Annotated in this window: 15 protein-coding genes and 1 tRNA gene; 9 read left to right on the top strand and 7 right to left on the bottom strand. The window is 67.5% G+C overall.

Annotated features, from left to right (window positions below):
• Positions 1–16: 16 nt before the first annotated feature.
• The 3 genes from AC5Y31_RS11450 (at position 17) to AC5Y31_RS11440 (ending at position 2,634) form a co-directional block, all read left to right on the top strand.
• Entirely contained in the window at positions 17–454 is a 438-nt protein-coding gene (locus tag AC5Y31_RS11450; RefSeq protein WP_065022991.1) for a type II toxin-antitoxin system Rv0910 family toxin, read from the top strand.
• A gap of 173 nt (positions 455–627) precedes the next feature.
• The gene (locus AC5Y31_RS11445) at positions 628–2,208 is read left to right on the top strand and encodes an ATP-binding cassette domain-containing protein (RefSeq protein ID WP_499980449.1); all 1,581 of its coding nucleotides are present in this window, start codon (positions 628–630) and stop codon (positions 2,206–2,208) included.
• Positions 2,209–2,217: 9 nt separating this feature from the next.
• Positions 2,218–2,634 carry a hypothetical protein gene (locus tag AC5Y31_RS11440; RefSeq protein ID WP_499980447.1) on the top strand — a complete coding sequence of 139 codons (417 nt, stop codon included), beginning with the start codon at positions 2,218–2,220 and terminating at the stop codon, positions 2,632–2,634.
• On the opposite strand, the gene AC5Y31_RS11435 is transcribed toward AC5Y31_RS11440, so the two are convergent.
• The 3 genes from AC5Y31_RS11435 to AC5Y31_RS11425 are packed head-to-tail and all read right to left on the bottom strand — an operon-like array spanning position 2,615 to position 5,510.
• Positions 2,615–3,433 (bottom strand): TIGR03621 family F420-dependent LLM class oxidoreductase, encoded by an 819-nt coding sequence (locus AC5Y31_RS11435; RefSeq protein ID WP_499980446.1) that lies wholly within the window; start codon positions 3,431–3,433, stop codon positions 2,615–2,617. The two genes, AC5Y31_RS11440 and AC5Y31_RS11435, sit on opposite strands and share 20 nt — an antisense overlap.
• Positions 3,434–3,443: 10 nt before the next feature.
• Positions 3,444–4,502 carry a poly-gamma-glutamate hydrolase family protein gene (locus tag AC5Y31_RS11430; protein ID WP_499980444.1) on the bottom strand — a complete coding sequence of 353 codons (1,059 nt, stop codon included), beginning with the start codon at positions 4,500–4,502 and terminating at the stop codon, positions 3,444–3,446.
• A gap of 6 nt (positions 4,503–4,508) precedes the next feature.
• Positions 4,509–5,510 (bottom strand): DUF1214 domain-containing protein, encoded by a 1,002-nt coding sequence (locus AC5Y31_RS11425; protein WP_499980785.1) that lies wholly within the window; start codon positions 5,508–5,510, stop codon positions 4,509–4,511.
• A 378-nt stretch (positions 5,511–5,888) separates the two neighbouring features.
• Here AC5Y31_RS11425 and AC5Y31_RS11420 point away from each other — a divergent pair, with 378 nt between their 5' ends.
• Together AC5Y31_RS11420 and AC5Y31_RS11415 are read left to right on the top strand one after the other, a co-directional pair.
• Positions 5,889–7,796: a hypothetical protein gene (locus AC5Y31_RS11420; protein ID WP_499980443.1), complete on the top strand. Its 1,908-nt coding sequence runs from the start codon at positions 5,889–5,891 to the stop codon at positions 7,794–7,796.
• Positions 7,797–7,988: 192 nt separating this feature from the next.
• Entirely contained in the window at positions 7,989–9,761 is a 1,773-nt protein-coding gene (locus AC5Y31_RS11415) for an alkaline phosphatase family protein (RefSeq protein WP_499980441.1), read from the top strand.
• On the opposite strand, the gene AC5Y31_RS11410 is transcribed toward AC5Y31_RS11415, so the two are convergent.
• A tRNA-Arg gene (locus AC5Y31_RS11410) sits at positions 9,762–9,837 on the bottom strand.
• A gap of 92 nt (positions 9,838–9,929) precedes the next feature.
• Positions 9,930–10,457 (bottom strand): CGNR zinc finger domain-containing protein, encoded by a 528-nt coding sequence (locus AC5Y31_RS11405; RefSeq protein WP_499980440.1) that lies wholly within the window; start codon positions 10,455–10,457, stop codon positions 9,930–9,932.
• An 83-nt stretch (positions 10,458–10,540) separates the two neighbouring features.
• Between AC5Y31_RS11405 and AC5Y31_RS11400 the strand changes: the two genes are divergently transcribed.
• Positions 10,541–11,413 (top strand): alpha/beta fold hydrolase, encoded by an 873-nt coding sequence (locus AC5Y31_RS11400; RefSeq protein ID WP_499980436.1) that lies wholly within the window; start codon positions 10,541–10,543, stop codon positions 11,411–11,413.
• A gap of 80 nt (positions 11,414–11,493) precedes the next feature.
• Complete coding sequence (locus tag AC5Y31_RS11395) at positions 11,494–12,537, top strand: zinc-binding alcohol dehydrogenase family protein (RefSeq protein WP_499980784.1); 1,044 nt, start codon at positions 11,494–11,496, stop codon at positions 12,535–12,537.
• Between the two features lie 35 nt (positions 12,538–12,572).
• Here AC5Y31_RS11395 and AC5Y31_RS11390 read toward each other — a convergent pair whose 3' ends face one another.
• Positions 12,573–15,575 (bottom strand): PGRS repeat-containing protein, encoded by a 3,003-nt coding sequence (locus AC5Y31_RS11390; RefSeq protein WP_499980433.1) that lies wholly within the window; start codon positions 15,573–15,575, stop codon positions 12,573–12,575.
• Between the two features lie 330 nt (positions 15,576–15,905).
• The gene (locus tag AC5Y31_RS11385; protein WP_499980431.1) at positions 15,906–16,469 is read right to left on the bottom strand and encodes an ester cyclase; all 564 of its coding nucleotides are present in this window, start codon (positions 16,467–16,469) and stop codon (positions 15,906–15,908) included.
• A 68-nt stretch (positions 16,470–16,537) separates the two neighbouring features.
• Here AC5Y31_RS11385 and AC5Y31_RS11380 point away from each other — a divergent pair, with 68 nt between their 5' ends.
• Entirely contained in the window at positions 16,538–16,963 is a 426-nt protein-coding gene (locus tag AC5Y31_RS11380; RefSeq protein ID WP_499980429.1) for a hypothetical protein, read from the top strand.
• Entirely contained in the window at positions 16,960–18,639 is a 1,680-nt protein-coding gene (locus AC5Y31_RS11375; protein ID WP_499980424.1) for a GMC oxidoreductase, read from the top strand. Before AC5Y31_RS11380 ends, AC5Y31_RS11375 begins: the two co-directional genes overlap by 4 nt.
• Positions 18,640–18,655: the final 16 nt, after the last annotated feature.

Genomic DNA, 18,655 nt, shown 5'->3' with positions numbered 1-18,655 from the left:
AGGAGAAGAAAATCACATGGCCAAGCTCTCCGGATCCATCGACGTCCCACTGCCTCCCGAGGAGGCGTGGAATCACGCGTCGGATCTGTCGCGCTACAAAGAGTGGCTGACCATCCACCGGGTGTGGCGCAGTGTGCTGCCCGAAACCCTGGAGAAGGGCACCACGCTCGAGTCGATCGTCGAGGTCAAGGGCATGCCCAACCGGATCAAGTGGACGATCGTGAACTACAAGCCCCCGACCGGGATGACCCTCAACGGCGACGGCAAGGGCGGCGTCAAGATCAAGCTGCTCGCCAAAGTCACCCCGGCCGGCGACGGCTCGAAGGTCAGCTTCGACGTTCATCTGGGCGGCCCGGCGCTGTTCGGACCGATCGGCATGCTGGTGGCTGGCGCGCTGAAGAGCGACATCAATGAGTCGCTGCGCAAGTTCGTCACGGTTTTCGCTCCGGCTTAATTGGGTTGCACGCCCCGATATCCCGCAACTAAGGTGGCGGGCGTCGGTTTCACAGGAGGTATGGAATGACAGGCATCGCCGGTCTCGCGCCGTTGTCCGCGCGCTGATCACCGACAAATCGCCGTAGTCGCGTCCCGGTTGTCAGCGCCCCTGCTGACTTTCCCGGAGACCCCATGTCCTTCTCTGATTTCGATTCCGTAGTCACCCTGACCGATGTCGGCTTCGACTGGCCTGACGGCAGCACCGCGCTGGCCGGCGTCAGCGGTTCGTTCGGTGCCGGCCGCACCGGCCTGGTCGGTGCCAACGGAGCCGGCAAGTCCACCCTGCTGCGGCTGATCGCCGGGGAACTCACCCCCACCGCCGGAAGCGTCACCACGGCTGGCGAGGTCGCCTACCTGCCGCAGCGGTGTCCCCTCGATGTCGATGTCTCGATCGCCGAATTGCTCGGTGTCGCTGATCGACTCGCCGCGCTTCGGGCGATCGAAAGCGGTGACGCCGCGGCCGTCCATTTCGAGGTCGTCGGCGACGATTGGGATATCGAAGCCCACGCCGATGCGGCATTGCGCGACATCGGTTTCGGATCGGGTGACCTCGACCGCCGGATCGGCGAACTGTCCGGTGGGGAGGCGATGCTGGTGGCGCTGACCGGTCTGCGGCTGGCGGCCGCCCCGATCACCCTGCTCGACGAGCCGACCAACAACCTGGATCGCGCCGCGCGCGCCGCGCTGGCGCGGCTGGTCGCAGCATGGCCGGGGGCGCTCATCGTAGCCAGTCATGACACCGCGCTGTTGGAGCAGATGGGCTGTACCGCAGAGCTTTACGGTGGGCGGCTCACCACCTTCGGTGGGCCCTACCGCGCGTGGCGGGCGCACCTTGACTCGGAGCAGGCCGCCGCCCGGACCGCGGCCCGCACCGCCGAGCAGGCGGTCAAAGTGGAAAAGCGCCAGCGCATCGAAGCCGAGACCAAGCTCGCCCGTCGCAGCAGGGCGGCCCGGACGGCCCAGGAGAACAAGCGCGCCGCGAAGATCGTGATGAACCAGAACGCCTCCAACGCACAGGTTTCGGCCGGCCGGCTGCGCAGCGACCTGGACGGCCGGTTGCGCGACGCCCAAGCCGACCTGCATGCCGCGTCCGCCCGGGTTCGCCACGACGAACACATCCGCGTCGAGTTGCCCGACCCGGACGTGGCGTCGAGCCGCCGGCTGGCCGAACTGCCGGGCAGCGGCGGGCCGATCATCGTGCAGGGCCCGGAACGGATTGCCCTGGACGGCCCCAACGGGGTCGGCAAGACCTCACTGCTCGAAGCGCTGCTGGCCGGTGCGGGTGGAAGCCTGCGCACCGACCGGGTCGGCTACCTCCCGCAGCGGCTGGATCACCTGGATGACACGGCGTCCGCGTTCGACGCCGTCTCGGTGATATCGGGCAGCGAGCCGCGGGCGGTACGCGCCCAACTGGCCCGGTTCCTGCTGGACGCCGATTGTGTGGCGCGGCCGATCGGCACCCTGTCCGGCGGTGAGCGGTTCCGGGTCGCACTGGCCCAGCTGCTGCTCGCCGACCCGGTGCCGCAGCTGTTGCTGCTGGACGAACCCACCAACAACCTCGATCTGGCCAGCGTGGACCAGCTGGTCGACGCGCTGGCCGGCTACCGCGGGGCGTTCATCGTGGTCAGTCACGACGACGACTTCCTGGCCCGGCTCGGCCTGACCCGGACGCTGGTGATGCCGCGCCGCGGTGAGCTCGTCGATGCGAGTTAGTGTCACAACATGACTCGCTCGCGTCCCGGTTGGCTCATCGCGCTGTTCGCCGTGATCCTGTCGGTCAGTGCGTGGTTGCCGTGGCTGGTCACCTCGGCCAACGGCGGGGGGCGTGCCAGCGCGATCGGTGGCAGTGCCGGCAGCATCGCGTTGCCACCCCGGTTCGGCGTCGGCCAGCTGATCGTGCTGTTGGCGGCCGTACTGCTGGTGGCCGGTGCGATGATGGGCCGGGGACTCTTCAGCACGGTGGCATCCGTTGCCGCGCTGGTGATCTCACTGGGCATCGCTGGACTGGGCGTCGGGTACTACCGGCTGAATGTCGTGGCGCCGATCACCGCCGGATACGGGCTGTACATCGGGGCGGTCAGCGTGGTCGGCGCCCTGGTCTGCTCGCTGTGGGCGTTGGTCAGCGCAGCGCGGCGATGACCTTCGCGAAGGCTTCGGCGTGGTTCTGCTGGACGGTGAAATAGCTCAACCCGTACCTGCGGCGGTATTCCCGCAACGTGTCCGCCATCTCGTGCGGTGACCCGGACAACACGGCGGGCATGGTCAGCAACTCCTGGTCTGACAGGGTCGGGGCGAACTGGCGGGTCAGCGACAGGTCGGGCAGCCCGGAGGCATCGGTCGGCACCGCCGTGATCGCCAGGTTCAGTTCCAGATCCTCGAACCGATCACCGGCGGCCGCGCGGACAAAGGAGATCCGTTCTGCCAGTGCGTCGGCCGCGCCGGCCACCCGCGCGCCGGTCAGGCCGATGATCCCGGCGTGCCGGGCCGCCACGGTGAGCAGCCGATCACCGCTGCCGGCGATCAGGATCGGCACCCGCGGCTGATGCGTCGCCACATAGCTCGTCAGGTGCTCCAGGTACTCGATGCGCCGGCCGGCGCTGGGGTACGGCAACTCGGCGGCTTCGAACTCCGCGCGAACGTAGCCGGCACCGAGGCCGATCTCCAGCCGGCCACCGGAGAGCAGGTCGGTGTCGGCGATGTCGCGGGTCAGCAGCGCCGCCTTGTAGAAGCAGGCGTTGAGCACATAGGTGCCCAGCCGGATCGTCGTGGTGGCCGCCGCGGCCGCGACCAGCGCGGGGAAGGGCGCCGGGGCACCGAGATGATCGGGCACGTGGAGCACGTCGAAGCCGGAGCCCTCCAGCCGTCGTGCGGCCTCGGCGAGCGCGCTCGCGGACCGGACCGCGTGAAGGCCCACGCCGAAGCGAAACTGCTTGTCCACCAACTACCTCCTACACATTCCAGGAGCGGGCCGCGGCGGCCAGACCGCGCACTAGCGCCGCGGTGACCGGCGACAGGCCGTCCTCGCCGGGCGGCTGGCTGCGCGGGCTGATGCCTCGCACCCGAGGCGACAGCTCCAGCTGGGTGCCGCCGCCCCGGACCTGATTCACCGGGTTCGCCGGGTGCAAGCCCCGCAATCGCGCCGGTATCGCGTTGAGATCGGTGATGACCTGATAGCCCGGCAGCTCGAGGCATCGGGCGACGTGCGCAGCCAGCCCGCGGTTGCGCCCGCCCGCCAGCAGGTGGGTACTGCGTCCGATCCGGCCATATCCGTGCAGCGAAACCACGATGTCGACATGCGCGAGAAATGCGGCAAGCCGTGCGGACTCCGCGGCGAGGTAGCGCGTCGAGGGCAGGTGTCGCGCATACCCCTCGGGATGCCGCACCAGATACACCGACGCGTCGGCGGCTTCGGCGGCGCGTTCGGCGATCACATCGGTCATCTGCTCCAGGCCGCCGCCGTGAATGGCCAGGAAACCGAACCGCGACCGCAGCCGGCTCTCTTCGACGACCCCGGAGTCGGACAGCAGTTCCGAAAGCGACTGCGGCGCCGCGTCATTGGCGGGCGAGGTGCGCAGCGGCCACTGGAGCGGATCCCAGCGGCGCAGAAACTCGATCCACGCCGGGGGCAGCCGGTGCTGGACGGCCGCGCCGATGATGCGCTCCAAGTAGCCGTCCCGCGGTGCGCCGGGCTGCACCCGATGGTCGATGTACACCCAGGCCCGCGCCGGCCCGTCGATGGTGTGCACCGTAAGCCGGTCGCGGCGGTAGCGCACCGGGACACCCTCGGCGCTGTCCAACGCGGCCAGGTCACGGTCGGATACCCGCCATAGCACGCCGTGCACCCGCGAACCCGGGAACGGCTCGACGGTGGCGACGCCGCGCTGATTGATCAGCCAGTCGTGGTCGGCCAGCGTCGCCGGGCGGGGATCCGACGCCTCGGGACAGCGGCGCGCCATCTGCTGCACGCACAGGTTGGACCCGTACGCGAAGTAGATATGGGGCGCCATCGGTCGTCAGCGTGGCGGACGTGCCGGGGTTGCCGTGGGCGAGGGCGGTGGCCGGGTGTCGACGCCGGCCGTCTCAACCGGTTGCGCCGCCGGGAAAACCCACTTGCCGGACAGAATCTCCTGCCGCGGCTGGTAGAGCCGCACCAGATAGTTCCATCCCGGTGTGATCGGCAGGCAGTTGATGACGTTGGGCGAGCACCCGCCGAACTGCACGGTCACCGATCCATCTTGCGCCTTCACGGCGGTGATGTCATTGACCGAGTAGGCCTGCTGCGGGTTCTCGGTGAAGTAGCCGTTCTTGTTGTAGACGCTGATCGACCAGAAGGCTTTCACCGGAACGTTTTCGACGGTGAGCCGGTGCACCGTGTTGCCGTCGTTGCGGGCCGGGATGACGTTGAGGTACAGCGCATCCTTTTCGGGGTTGCCGCCCCAGGCCGCGGCGGCTCCGATCAGGTGCCGCACCGGGTCGGTGTCGGCCAGGGTGCCGAACATGCCCCGGGTGTCGGGGATGGTCTCGGCCAACACCAGCAGCGCGTCGCCGACCTTCTTCTGGCTGACCGGATCCCACCGCGGCACATCGAAGCTGCCGGAGTCCTCCTGGGTCACCGTGACGTGGTCCTGCAGCCGGCGGGCCGCACCCAGATCCGCCGGATCCTTGGGGTCGGCCAGGATACGGACGACGACCATGACGTAGCGGGTGCCGACCTGCTGTTGGTCGAGGGTGTGCTCACCGCCGCCGTAGAACATGTCGGTGACGTATTCGTCCTGGTTGATCACCTGCGCCGACATGTACCGCTCACCCGGATCGGGCAGTGTGATCGTCACCGGAGCGGCCTGCAGGTCGAACACCCCGGCCGAATACAAGGTGTCGCGGTTGGACCGCACCACCAATTGACGGTCGATCGGGGTGACATCGCGCATGTGGAAGAAGCGACCGAAGCCGTTCTCGTTGACGACGTTGGTGAATTCCTGATCGGTCACGGCCCGCACGAAGTTGTCCGGTGACACCAGCACCGTGCCGTTCGGGGTGCTGCGGGGCGCCTGGTGTGCCAGCGGGTCCGGTCCGGCCTTTGTCACCGTCAGTCCGCATCCGGCGAGTGCGAGCACCGCCGCCGTCAGGCCGAACGCAGAAACCCATCGCTTCGACATGCAGCGCAACCTACCCGCCGGCGCCGGCCGATGCGGGCCGTAGGGGTCTGCGACACGGATACCGGCGACTGCGCGGGGCCTATTGCACCCCGTCTTGTCCGGACGTATGGTCCAAAATTAGATTTTGCTGTCAATCAGTCGAGTAAACGGTTAACCGACGTGGGGGGAGCGGTCGTGGATCTGACCGGAAGCGCCGAATCGAAACGCTCTCCGCGGAGGCGGGCCCGGCGGTATGGGATGGTCGCAGCAGCGGCCGGTACCGCCCTGTCGATGCTGGTCGGCGCCCCATTGGCCACCGGCGGCAGCTTCGCACCCGCGGTGACGTTGACCGCCGGGTATCAGCAGGCCCTCGATGCCCTGCTCGACGCCATGAAGCAGGCGCAGGCCTTCGACCTGTCACTGCCCTATGCCTCGCCCGGCGACGCCGACACGCTGATGTCGATGCTGCAGAACACCAACTACCAGCTACTCACCACCGGATTGTCGCGGGTCACCGAGCTGTTCAACGGAGTGTTCTTCCAATCGCCCGAAGTGGTTGCCGGGAACGTCGCCGACTCCCGCCAATACTTCGACTACTTCACCCCCGACATCAACTACCACGTCACCGCGGGGCTGGCTCCGGGCGCGACCTACGTGCTCACCGGAACCCTCGGAGGGGCGACCGAGCACATGTCGATCAGCACCATGGCCGTCACCGGTGCCACGGCACACACCATCGAGGACCTGGAACTCAACCACGGCCTGGTGGTCGACGCCAACGGCAACTTCACCATCTACATCGGACCGGAAGCGCCGGCAGGTGCGGTCAACTTCCTGGATTCCACTGACGCCACCGTCGGCGGCGCCGCGTCCCTGCTGATCCGCGACATGACGGGCGACTGGGCCAAAGGTCCGGCCAACATCAGCCTGCAATGTGTGGCCGACTGCCCGCCGTTCTTCTCCATCCCGGCCGGTGGATTCTTCCCCACCGACGGCGGCGGCACCGACGTGCCGACCGAGCCGGCCCACATCGGTTCCGTCGACGACGTGTTGAACATGCTGTTCAGCGCCTTCGCCCAGATCGTCGTGCCGTTCAACCAGCGCAGCATCGAAGGTGGGGCATCGGTGGGTATGGAGGTGCCCGCCAACACGATGATGACGTTGGCACCCGAGACCAGCTACGGAGTGGGTCTGGAGTCCGCGGTCGTCACCGGCGGCAACTGGGAGCTGGATCCCGGTGAGGCCCTGATCCTGAAGGTGCCGACGGTCGAGGCGGCCTACAGCGGCATCGAGTTGATGAACGTCTACGGCGGCGCGCTGCCCTACGTGATGGCCCAGACCACCCTCAACAACACCACGACCTACCACGCCGACGACGGCTACACCTATTACGTCATCAGCGCGACGAATCCGGGTGTGGCCAACTGGCTCGACACCGGCGGCCTCACCACGGGTGAGATCTTCGCACGCTTCGAGAACGTCACCGACCGTGCCGACGCGCTCGGCCTGGGGGTGGAGACGCAAGTGGTGAACCTCGATGACTTGGGCAACAGCATCCTCCCCAGCGACACTCCGACCGTCAGCCCTGAGGAGTTCGCTGCCGACATGGCCCGGCGAGTGTTCTCCTACGACTACGCGATGGACGTCTCCCGGATCCACGCGCAGCCGGCCTGGGTGCTGCAGCATCTGGAGCTGAACGCACTATCGGCCCTGATGGGCAGGGACGACTTCGAGTCGGTGTTCGGCAGCCAGCCCTTCACCCCGATCGAGCTGCGGTTCACTGACGCGCTGAGCCCGGACTGGGATGTCGTCATGCGCAGCGTCTTGGACCACCCGATGGAAAGCCTGACCTCGGTGTGGAACGCCCTGCCGGTCCTGACGAGCGACATCACCTTGCCGATCACGCTGGCGCTGGCCCAGACCGCCATGTCGGTGGTCATGCCGCAGATGCTGCTCACCGCTATCGACGACGCGCTGTTCAATCCGAACACCAGCATCCTGGCCGGGCTGCTCAACGCCCGTGACGACCTGGCGACGGTGATCTTGAGCGGCAACGACGACTGGCCGACCGAACTGAGTGCGCAGGCGGCCCAGCAGTGGGCGAACATGGCGGACCTGATCGCGAACACCCCGAGCTTCAGTCTGGCGGACCTGTTCGGCGGCTGATCGGACAACAGCCCCTGTCAGGGTGCTGTGAATTGAATCTTTTCGGTTATCAATCGGCTTTTCCGCTTGCTAACTTAAGCCGTCTTATCGCCTTTGCCTGGGGAAGGTTAGGCCATGACTCGTCCACGTCTCAGGGTAGGGGACCCGACTGCACGGAAGTCGAGGGGACGACACCGCCGGCGTGCGCTCGGGATGACCGGCGCCGTCAGCGCGTTTGCGACGGTGGCACTCGGGCAGCTGGCCACGCCCGAAGCTCATGCCGATGAGTTCGACCTGTTCATCGATCAGGTCCTCACGTCGATCACCGGTTTCCTGGAGCAAGACTGGGTAAGCGGCGCCTTAGGGTCGCAACTGGACACCGAGCTCGTCACCTGGCTCACCAGCCTCGATCCGGTTGGCGCTGTCGGCGCCGACGCGCAGTTGATGAGTCAGAACCTGTTGGTCAATCCCGGCTTCGAAATAGCCGACCCCTCCGGGTCGGGCTACAGCGGGGTCACCATCCCGGGCTGGACCGAGACCGGCACCCCGACCGTGATCGCCTACGGCACCCCGGTCGGTTACCCGTCGCCACTCTCGTCGCCGTTACCCACGGCGACGGGGTTGTTCGGCTTTCCGCAGATCGCGCCCCCGGGCGGCGGCGACAATTTCGCCGGCGGCGGACCGGTGGCCACGTCCACCATCAGCCAAACAGTCGACCTCACCGGTGCGGCCGGAACGCCGTACACGCTAAGCGCAGATCTCGGCGGCCAAACCTGGAACCCGTCTTATGCCACCGTGCAGGTCAGCTTCCTCGACGCCAACGGGCACGTGCTTGGCACCGGCTCGCTCAACCCGGTCACGGTATGGGATCGCCTGGGGTTCACCGGGTTTGAGCAACGCGAGATCACCGGGACGGTTCCCGAGGGCACCACCTCCGCGCAGGTGACCACGACCTTCACCGACACAAACCAGTACCTCGGCGCCTACAACGGCGCCTACGCCGACAACGAGTCGTTCACCGTCGGCGATCCAAGCCTCGCCCCGGCGCCGCTGCTCCCGCCGGAATCCGATGTCGGCCACCTGGATCACGTGTTCGTGATCTACATGGAGAACAAGGGCTTCGACGACCTTGTCGGCAGCCCCAACGCGCCGTACATCAACAGCTTGATCAACACCTACGGATCTGCGAACAACTACTACGCGCTGAGCCACCCCAGTGATCCCAACTACGTCCGGGTCCTGGGCGGATCGGACTTCGGCATCGACTACAACTCCGCCCCGAACTCCATCGACGCACCGAACCTCATGCAGGAAATGGATCAGGCGGGCATTTCGTGGGCCGGCTACGCGCAGAGCATGCCGTCCCCAGGTGCCATCGTGTCATCGGGTGACTACGCCGCCGACGAATTGCCCTTTACCCAATTCAGCTACGTCTACGGCAACACCCCCGATTACCTGGAAGAGCACCTCCTTCCGCTGACGCAGTTGGCCACCGATCTCGCTCACCCGAGCACCTTCCCGGGATTCACCTGGATCGCCGCCAACGAGGACAACAACATGGAAGGCCCGGTCGATACGTTCAGTGGCGTTCTGCAGTTCATCGCCACCCAGTTGACCGACCATCAGTACAACGTCGCGGCCGGTGACCAGTTCGTCCAGCAAGAGGTCTCCACCATCGAGAACTCCGCGACGTGGACTGACCCGACGCAGCGCGACGTCATCATCCTCACCACCGACGAGGACAACAACAATCTGTCACTGGGCTTCGGCAACCAAGGCAATCACGTTCCGATGATCGTCATCCCGAGCGCGGGCGCCGTGACGGCCGGGGGGATGCAATCCGGCAACTTCACCACCGACGACTACTACAACCAATACAGCCTGATGGCCACCATCGAAGACGCCCTGCGCACCGCGCCGGGAACACTGGCCCCGCTCACCGAAAACGACATGTACGCCTCACCCATGAACGCCTTCTGGAAGTAGTGGTGCCCCCGGGCAGATTCGAACTGCCGACACCGGCTTTAGGAGAGCCGTGCTCTATCCCCTGAGCTACGGGGGCGGGGATCTGCGACCTATCGGAAGCGGTGTCGAGAACTCTAGTGGATCGTTGCGAGACACCCGGTGCGAGACGGGGCGTTCGTCGTGGCGGCTTCACTTGCTGGTGGTGCCTTTGGTGCGCTGGTAGTGCCGGCGCGCTTTCATGCGGTTGCCGCAGATGGCCATCGAGCACCACCGTGCGGTGTTGGGCTTGCTGCGATCGATCAGAAACAGCCGGCATTCGGGATTCGCGCAGGGGCGAAGGCGCCCGGCACTGGAGATCCGTAACGCGTCCCAGGCCAGTATTGCCCGTGCGGCGGCCGGTGACGTTCCGTGCGTGGTCAGCGTCCAGGTGAGGCCGTGCTCGTCGAGAGCGGGGGACAGCCCGACGTCGTCCAGGAACGGCTGTAATTCCTGCGGCGACCGGTCGCCGCGAACCACGTCTTGCAGGGCAGCCCGTAGGTCGAGGAGTTCGCGTAGCTGCTGCTCGGTTGCCGGGCCGACGCCGTGGGAGTCCAGCCAGGCTTGGGCCCTGGCCGGATCCTCGAGTTCGTCGCGGGCCACGCCGTCGATGACGGGGGTGGAGTTGAGCAACTCCAACAGCAGCGCCTCGTCGGCGGGCCCGGCCGCAACGATATCCATGTAACCCCCAAACGTGTATTGACAGGTTACACCCGAGGTGCTTGACTCTCCCTAACTTACAAAATCGGTTTAAGGGGTTAGATATGGTTTCCACGGTGCGACACCACTACGCGACCGTCGACGGGCACCGGTTGTTCTACCGGGAGGCGGGTAGCGCCGATGCGCCGGCGATCGTGCTGCTGCACGGCTTCCCGACAAGCTCTTACATGTTCCGGGACCTCCTCGCTCGCCTGGGCGAGGACTATCACGTCATCGCCCCCGACCACCTCGGCTTCGGCTACTCGGACATGCCGCTGGTGACCGAGTTCGACTACACCTTCGACAATCTCGCCCAGCTCACTCAAGGGCTCTTGGGCCAACTCGGGGTGGCTCGCTACGCGATCTACGTCCAGGACTACGGCGCGCCGATCGGGTGGCGACTGGCGTTGAGCCGGCCCGACACCATCAGCGCGATCGTCACGCAGAGCGGCAACGGCTATGACGAGGGATTCGTCGAGAGCTTCTGGAAGACCGTCTGGGACTACCAGCGTGAGCAGACTGCCGAGACCGAGGCGGCCATCCGCACGGCGCTCGACGTCGAGTCGATCAAATGGCAGTACCTGACCGGGGCGCCGGATGAGTCCCTGGTCAGCCCCGACGTGTGGACCCTGGACAGCGCACTGTTGTCGCGGCCGGGCAATGACGAGATTCAGCTCGCCCTGTTCCGGGACTACGCCACCAATGCGCCGATGTACCCCGCACTGCACGAGTACCTGCGCACCAGTGGAGTCCCGGTGCTGGCCGTCTGGGGCCAAGGGGACCCGATCTTCGGCCCGGACGGTGCCCGGGCATTCGACCGGGACGCGCGCGATGCCGAAATCCATCTGCTCGACGGCGGCCACTTCCTGCTGGAGACCGCCGCCGAGGAAGTCGCGGAGTTGATCAAGGACTTCTTGTACCGGGTCAACGGCCGGTGACGGGCATGACCGGAATGGCTCGGCAACTGGCCCGGCTTTCCGAAAAATAGTCCCTAACAACAATATTCAGAGGAGATCGCATCATGGTTACCACGTCCACGATCCCGACTCGCCCCGCGGTGGTGCGCGAAACCCCGGGCGGCCCGACTATGCGCGCAATTGTTCTCGACGGCTTCGGGGGACTGGAGTCTTTGGCCTACACCGAGATTCCCAAGCCGCGACCCAAGCAGGGTGAGGTGGTGATCAGGGTCAAGGGATTCGGAATCAACCACGCCGAGATGCACATGCGCCGGGGTGAATGGGCCGAGGCCGCCGAAGTCAGCGGCATCGAATGCGTCGGCATTGTCGATGCCTGCCCCGGGGGAGAATTCCGGGTCGGCGCCAAGGTCGCGGCACTGATGGGTGGGCTCGGTCGCACCATCAACGGCAGCTACGCGCAATTCACCCGGGTGCGCGCCGAAAACGTCGCGCTGATCGAATCGGACTTGCCGTGGGATCAGCTGGCCGCACTTCCGGAAACCTACGCCACCGCATGGACCTGCCTATTCCGCAACCTTGGCCTGGCCGCCGGGCAGACGATCGTGATCCGAGGAGCGACATCGTCTTTCGGTCAGGCGGCAGTGAAACTGGCCGTGGAGGCGAAAGCGCACGTAATAGCAACCACGCGCAACCGGGAACGGTTTGAATTGCTGACGTCGCTCGGCGCTGAGCGTGCCGAGCTGGAGACCCCTGATCTGGGTGCATGCCTTCTCGAAGCCAAGCAGGTGGACGCCGTTCTGGACCTCGTGGGCAACAGCACGATTCTTGATTCCTTGGACATGCTGCGTCGGGGCGGTACGGCTTGCCTGGCCGGCTGGCTCGGCGGACTGGACCCGATCGCCGACTTCAACCCGCTGTTGCAGATGGCCAGCGGCGTCAACCTCAGCTTCTTCGGAAGCTTCGTGTTCGGCAGCCCCGGGTTTGCGTTGTCGGATGTTCCGCTGCAGGACATCGCCGACAAGGTGCGCGACGGTCGACTGGCGGCCGCGCCTTCACACGTGTTCACCTTCGACCAGATCCGCGACGCCCATCGGGTTATGGAAGCAGGAGAGGCCGGCGGGAAGATCGTGGTGGTAGTCGACTGAGAACTCGCGTGGATCGGTCTGTCCCGGCGGGCGCCTTAACCGTTGTCGGTGCCGGGTTGGCCCGGAGTGCCGGGAGTGCCGTCCTCACCTCCGCTACCGCCGTCGGTGCCATCGCCGCCGGTTTGGCCGTTACTGCCGGTGCCACCAACGCCGCCGACGCCGCCGGCAGCGTTGCCGCCCTCGCCGACGAAGCCGCCGTTACCGCCGATGCCGCCGTTACCGCCGGTGCCGCCAGTCATCCCGACGCCTCCGGTCCCGCCGGCCGCACCATCTCCGCCGGTAGCCCCCTGACCACCGGTGGCGCCGGTACCTCCGTCACCCCCGTATCCCCCCTCGCCGCCAGTGGTGCCCAGACCGCCGGCCCCGCCGGCCCCACCGTCACCGCCAGCGCCGTCGCCGTCGTTGCTGCCGCCGCCTGAGCCGCCAAAGCCGCCGATGCCGCCGTAGCCGCCGTCGGTGCCGTCGCCGCCGGCGCCGCCGGCCCCACCGTCACTGCCGGTCGTGTAGTAGTTGTCGCCGCCGTAGCCGCCCTGACCACCAGAGCCGCCCAAGCTGCCCGCAGAGCCGTTGCCGCCGGCCCCGCCGGCCCCGCCGGCGCCGCCCACGCCGCCGGCGCCGATGCCGGTGCCACCCTGCCCGCCGTAGCCTCCGCCGCCGCCACTGCCGCCGAAGGCACTGCCGGGCGGGGGGTTCCCGCCGGTGCTGCCGTTGCCCGAGTTGCCGCCTACACCGCCTGCCCCGCCTATACCGCCGTCTTGGGCCGCACCGCCGCCGCCACCCCCACCACCGCCGCCGCCGCCACCGCCGGCGGTGGCGTCGTTGGTGGTGCCTCCGGTGCCTCCGGTGCCGCCGGCGCCGCCGACGCTACCGGCGCTGCCGTCGGTGCCTCCGTTGCCGCCGACGCCGCCGACGCCGCCGGTACTGCCAAATCCACCGAGACCGCCGGCAGCACCGGCAGTCGGGGTGGCTCCATCGGAACCGTTGCCGCCGCTACCACCGCGGCCGCCGTTACCACCGATGCCATCGTGGCTGCCAACGGTGTTCAAGTAATGGTCGCCGCCGCCGCCACCAAAACCGCCCTGAGCAGCAGTACCGGCGCTCGCGCCGGCGCCGGTGGCGTTACCCCCTGCACCGCCGGCACCGGCATCGCCTCCGGCGCCGCCGCTGAATCCGCCGAAACCGCCGTAACCGCCGTTACCGCCTTGGCCGCCATCGCCGCCGTTACCGCTGCCACTGATGTCGCTGGCACCGGCCGCGCCGTCGCCGCCCTTACCGCCCGCGCCGCCGTTGCCGTAGTAGTCGCCGTCGCCGCCGTCGCCGCCGTCGCCGCCGACTTGCCCGGTGCCGTCGGCAAGGGTGACACCGTTTCCGCCGTTGCCGCCGGCCCCGCCGTCACCAGGGGTGCCCTCAGCACCGTTCACGCCATTCGCGGCGCTGGTGCCGTCAGGGCCGGATCCGCCGGCCCCGGCGAGTCCGCCGTACCCGCTAAACCCGCTGTCCCCGCCGTTGCCGCCGTTTCCGGCCGCATCGTTGGTGCCTCCGTCGGAACCGTTGCCGCCGTTGCCGCCGTGGCCGGCGTTGCCACCGGTCCCACCGTCGCCGCCGGCCCCGCCGGCGCCATGGTTACCGGCGGCGACGCCTGCGGTCGTGCCACCGGCACCACCGTTACCGCCCCCGCCGCCGTTACCGCCGAAACCACCGCCGGTGCCGTCGGTGCCGTCGGCGCCACTTTCGCCGGGCGTAGTGCCATTGGCGCCATCGGCTCCGCTGGCGCCGGCACCTGCGCGGCCGCCATCGGCGCCGATGCCGCCAGCGCCGCCGTCGCCGTTAGAACCGGTTCTGCCGTCACTGCCGAAGACGGCCGCGCCGGTGCCCCCCTTACCCGCGTTGCCGCCGTTACCGCCGTCAGCACCGGTACCGCCGGCGCCGCCGGAGCCGCCCAGGGCGTCCGCAGAGAGCGAGTCCGTTCCGGCACCGCCGACCCCGCCGTTACCGCCGTTGCCGCCGACCCCGCCGTTGCCGCCGTTGCCGCCGTTGCCGAGCCACAGCGAACCGGCGCCGCCGTTGCCGCCGTTGCCGGCGTTGCCGCCGGTCTGGCCGTTGCCGCCGTTGCCGCCGTTGCTTGCGGGACCGGTGGCTGCTGTCCCCGCCGAGCCGTTGGCGCCGGTGTAGCCCGCTCCGCCGTCGCCGCCGTTGCCGCCGTTCCCAACCGCACCTATACCGAAAAAGTCTTGGACATGGCCGGCGCTGCCGCCGATACCGCCGTTGCCACCATCGACGACTGTGTCATTGATCAGGCCGCCGGCTCCACCGGCTCCGCCGTTGCCGCCGTTGCCCATCCACTCGCCGCCGGCGCCGCCGTTGCCGCCGTCGGCGCCGAGTCCGCCCGCTCCGCCGTCGCCGCCGTTGCCGATCCCGCCGGCAACTCCGCCGTTACCGCCGGCCATCCCCGGGTCGTTGCTGGCGTCGTAGCCGTCACCGGCGTCGCCGAAGAACAACCCCCCACCCTGACCGGCAGGGTTGGCCATCGTCCCGTCGGCGCCGTCACAGATCAGGCCGCAGAAGCCCGGCAGGATCAGCGGCGCAAACAGCTGATTGATAACAGGATTGATCGCCTGGCCGAGCGGGCTGTTTATGTAGGCCTCGAGGGCCGAGTGCAGCGGCAGGTAGAAGTCGTTCTGGAACGCCGTAGCGATAGCGTTCGGATCGCCTGCGGCAGCGACACCCGGCAGTGCAAGAGCAGCGGTGTCCACGCCTGACGAGCCGGTAGAGCCGAAGCCAAGAGCGTTCATCAAAGCGTCCCAGCCAGAATCCCCGGTCGGGTCGGCGGCGCTCACCGCGGCGCTGGGTTCGAAGAGGTCGTCAAGCCAGTCCAACCCGAAGAAGTCGGCGCTCGCGGTCGGCGCCAGGGCCAGCGGGGTCAATCCGAACGCCAGGAAGGCACTGGCCGTCGTCCCGAGACCGGCTGCGCGGCGACGACGGCGGCGTGTCGGGGTCTGACGTGTCTTGCTCTGCCGCGTGCTGGGGTGCTGAGCCATGGTCGATCTCCTTAAAGCAACGCGAACAGTGGTGGGTTTTCAATGTGGAGCAGGTTCGAGAATCAAAGCATTACGTAAGTCTTTGCCTAATTTACGGAGATGTCAACGTTTTTCCGGAAGTGGAACTTGTCGCGCTTCTAGGGCCTCGCCGCTGCTAGGGGATGCTCTGCCTGGTTGGTTCGAACGCGCCGTGGTTGCCGCCCACGTCGATCAACGCTTAGAAATTTCTTAGTATCAGCTTCGCTGATCATGGCCGGCCGTTAGCACCCGTCCGGCACTGCTGGAGCACGTCCAGACGGCGGCCCCGCTCGCCGGTCGCGTCGAACACACTCAGGGCGGTGACAACCCGACGGCCGGCGTGTTCACCAGCAGCGGATCGGGCTCGCCGGTCAACTTGAGCAGCCCGCGTACCCCGCGAAGCACCAGCGGCCAGTTACGCGGGTCGCGCAGGTTGAGCCCGCCGATGAGCTGCTTGAGCATCGACAAAGTGTCGAAATAGATCCGCTCGGCGACCAGGGTCTCGTTCTCGTCGAAGACGAAGTAGGCCGTCATCCGGGTGCGGTGCCGCGATCCGGTGGCCGGAATACCCCCCAGTGGACCCAAATGTGTTCCGAGCAGCCAGAACTCGACGATCACCGCATCGGCGCTGTGCCGCAGCGCGATGATCTCGTGGTCCTGATCGGGGAAGGCGACGCGGGTGTCGCGGTAGTAAGCGCGGACGTCGGCGTCACCGTCGTGCACGGTCAGAGTAGGAATGATCTCGTAATGCGGGTGCGGAAACGTGGCCAGCACGTCGTCCCAATCCTGGCGGACCTCGTCGTGGAAGTGGTCGAGGACGAGCTTCTCGCGCGCCCGCAGCACGTCGGCGGGCGGGATGGCAAAGCGGTCGGTCATGGCATCCTCCAGGCGAATCCCCTGAATATCGCCGTTACCGGCGGAGCGGGCAAGACATGATGCACGGTATGAACCTCATCGTGCATCGCGTATGCCTGATCTTGCTGACGATCGTCGCGCTCAGCCTGGGGGCGTGGGCATACTTCGCGCCGCTGAATTGGTACAGCACGTTTCCCGGAATGGGCATGACCTGGTTACCGGTGCTCGGCCCGTACAACGAGCATTTCGTCAAGGACGTCGGCTCCCTCTTCTGGGGTTTCGCGGCGCTCAGCGCCCTGGCGCTGTACTACCTGCGCAACCGCGCCGTCGTCGTGATCACGGCGATCAGCTGGTCGGTCTTCAATGTGCTGCACCTGATCTACCACCTCGGCATGCTGCACATGTACGGCCGGCGTGACGCGGTACTCAACGCGGTCAGTCTCAGCTTGCTGCTGGTGGTGTCGCTGCTCTTGCTCATCCCTGCCCGCAGCCACGCCACAGAGGACCGCGCATGACATACGACTACGACGTGGTGGTGATCGGCTCCGGTTTCGGTGGAAGCGTGGCGGCGCTGCGCCTGACCGAGAAGGGTTACCGGGTCGGCGTGTTGGACATGGGCCGGCGCTGGGCGCCCACCGATTTCCCGCCCAACAACTGGCATGTCCGCAAGGCCATGTGGGCGCCGAAACTGGGTTGCTTCGGCCCGCAGCGCCTCACCGTGCTGGGCAAGACGTTCATCGCCAGCGCGGTCGGGGTCGGCGGCGGATCGCTGATCTACGGCAACACCCTCTACGAGCCATTGGAGCGGTTCTACACCGACCCGCAGTGGGCGCACATCACCGACTGGAAAGCCGAACTCGCGCCGTACTACGAGCAGGCCCGCCGCATGCTCGGGGTGACGCCCACCCCGCACATCACCCCGGCCGACGAGGTGCTGTTGGCGGTGGCCCGCGACCTGGGGGTGGAAGACACCTACCACCCGACCAACGTCGGGGTGTTCTTCGGCGACGAGCCCGGCAAAACCGTCGACGACCCGTTCTTCGGCGGTGCCGGCCCGGCCCGCGCCGGCTGCATCGGCTGCGCGCAATGCTTCACCGGCTGCCCGCACAACGCCAAGAACACCACCGAGACCAACTACCTGTATCTGGCCGAACACGCCGGCGCGCAGATCCATCCGCTGACCATGGTCACCGATGTGCGGCCGCACGGCGACGGTTACGTCGTCAGCACGGTGCGCACCGGCCGGTGGCTGCGCAAGCACAAGCGCGACTTCACCGCCCACCAAGTGGTGTTCGCCGCGGCCTCGCTGGGCACCCAGCGGTTGCTGCACAAGCTGCGCGACACCGGGTCACTGCCGCAGCTCTCCCCGCGGCTCGGCGAGCTGACCCGCACCAACTCCGAAGAGGTGCCGGTGGTGCTGGCGCCCGATCGCGACGATTTCGCCCAGGGCGTGGCGATCACCTCCTCGATTCACCCCGAGGCCAATACCCACGTCGAGGTGTGCCGTTACGGCAAGGGATCCAACCTGCTCTCGATGATGGGCACCCACCTGATCGACGGCGGCCCATGGCGTTTCGCCCGATTGCTGCTGATGATCGTGCGGCACCCTGGGTTGCTGCTGCGCAGCCTGTTCCCACGTGGCGCCTCCGAGCATTCGATCATCATCCTGGTGATGCAGTCACTGGACAACTCGTTGACCACCTACCGCAAGCGTGGTCTGTTCGGCACCCGCATGACCACGAAACAGGGTGCGGGGGAACCGAATCCCGACTGGATCCCGATCGCTCACGACGTCGCCCGCCGGATGGCCGAGAAGGTCGGCGGGTTCGCCGGGGGCACCTATCTGGACGCCCTCAATATTCCGTTGACCGCGCATTTCATCGGCGGCTGCCCGATCGGTGACTCCGCGCAGGACGGTGTGATCGACCCCTATCAGCGGGCCTACGGTCACCCGGGCCTGCACGTCGTCGACGGCTCGGCGATCACCGCCAACCTGGGCGTCAACCCGTCGTTCACCATCACCGCGCAAGCCGAACGAGCCATGGCGTTGTGGCCCAACAACGGCGAGCCGGATCCGCGCCCGCCGCTGGGCGAGCCCTACCGACGCATCCCGCCGGTGTTTCCCCACCACCCGACGGTGCCCGACAGTGCCCCCGGCGCGCTGCGGTTGCCGCTGGCGCCGTCGGGGTAGCAGCCGCGGCGCTATC

Source organism: Mycobacterium sp. NGS18, assembly GCF_059813185.1.
Note: the sequence above shows the minus strand (reverse complement) of the source record. Positions and strands in the feature narration are given on the sequence as shown.

Bases quoted from the DNA above. Each gene is read 5' to 3' on its own strand.
- AC5Y31_RS11450 (WP_065022991.1), top strand. From the start codon at position 17: ATGGCCAAGCTCTCCGGATCCATCGACGTCCCACTGCCTCCCGAGGAG.
- AC5Y31_RS11445 (WP_499980449.1), top strand. From the start codon at position 628: ATGTCCTTCTCTGATTTCGATTCCGTAGTCACCCTGACCGATGTCGGC.
- AC5Y31_RS11440 (WP_499980447.1), top strand. From the start codon at position 2,218: ATGACTCGCTCGCGTCCCGGTTGGCTCATCGCGCTGTTCGCCGTGATC.
- AC5Y31_RS11430 (WP_499980444.1), bottom strand. From the start codon at position 4,502: ATGGCGCCCCATATCTACTTCGCGTACGGGTCCAACCTGTGCGTGCAG.
- AC5Y31_RS11420 (WP_499980443.1), top strand. From the start codon at position 5,889: ATGGTCGCAGCAGCGGCCGGTACCGCCCTGTCGATGCTGGTCGGCGCC.
- AC5Y31_RS11415 (WP_499980441.1), top strand. From the start codon at position 7,989: ATGACCGGCGCCGTCAGCGCGTTTGCGACGGTGGCACTCGGGCAGCTG.
- AC5Y31_RS11405 (WP_499980440.1), bottom strand. From the start codon at position 10,457: ATGGATATCGTTGCGGCCGGGCCCGCCGACGAGGCGCTGCTGTTGGAG.
- AC5Y31_RS11400 (WP_499980436.1), top strand. From the start codon at position 10,541: ATGGTTTCCACGGTGCGACACCACTACGCGACCGTCGACGGGCACCGG.
- AC5Y31_RS11390 (WP_499980433.1), bottom strand. From the start codon at position 15,575: ATGGCTCAGCACCCCAGCACGCGGCAGAGCAAGACACGTCAGACCCCG.
- AC5Y31_RS11385 (WP_499980431.1), bottom strand. From the start codon at position 16,469: ATGACCGACCGCTTTGCCATCCCGCCCGCCGACGTGCTGCGGGCGCGC.
- AC5Y31_RS11380 (WP_499980429.1), top strand. From the start codon at position 16,538: ATGAACCTCATCGTGCATCGCGTATGCCTGATCTTGCTGACGATCGTC.
- AC5Y31_RS11375 (WP_499980424.1), top strand. From the start codon at position 16,960: ATGACATACGACTACGACGTGGTGGTGATCGGCTCCGGTTTCGGTGGA.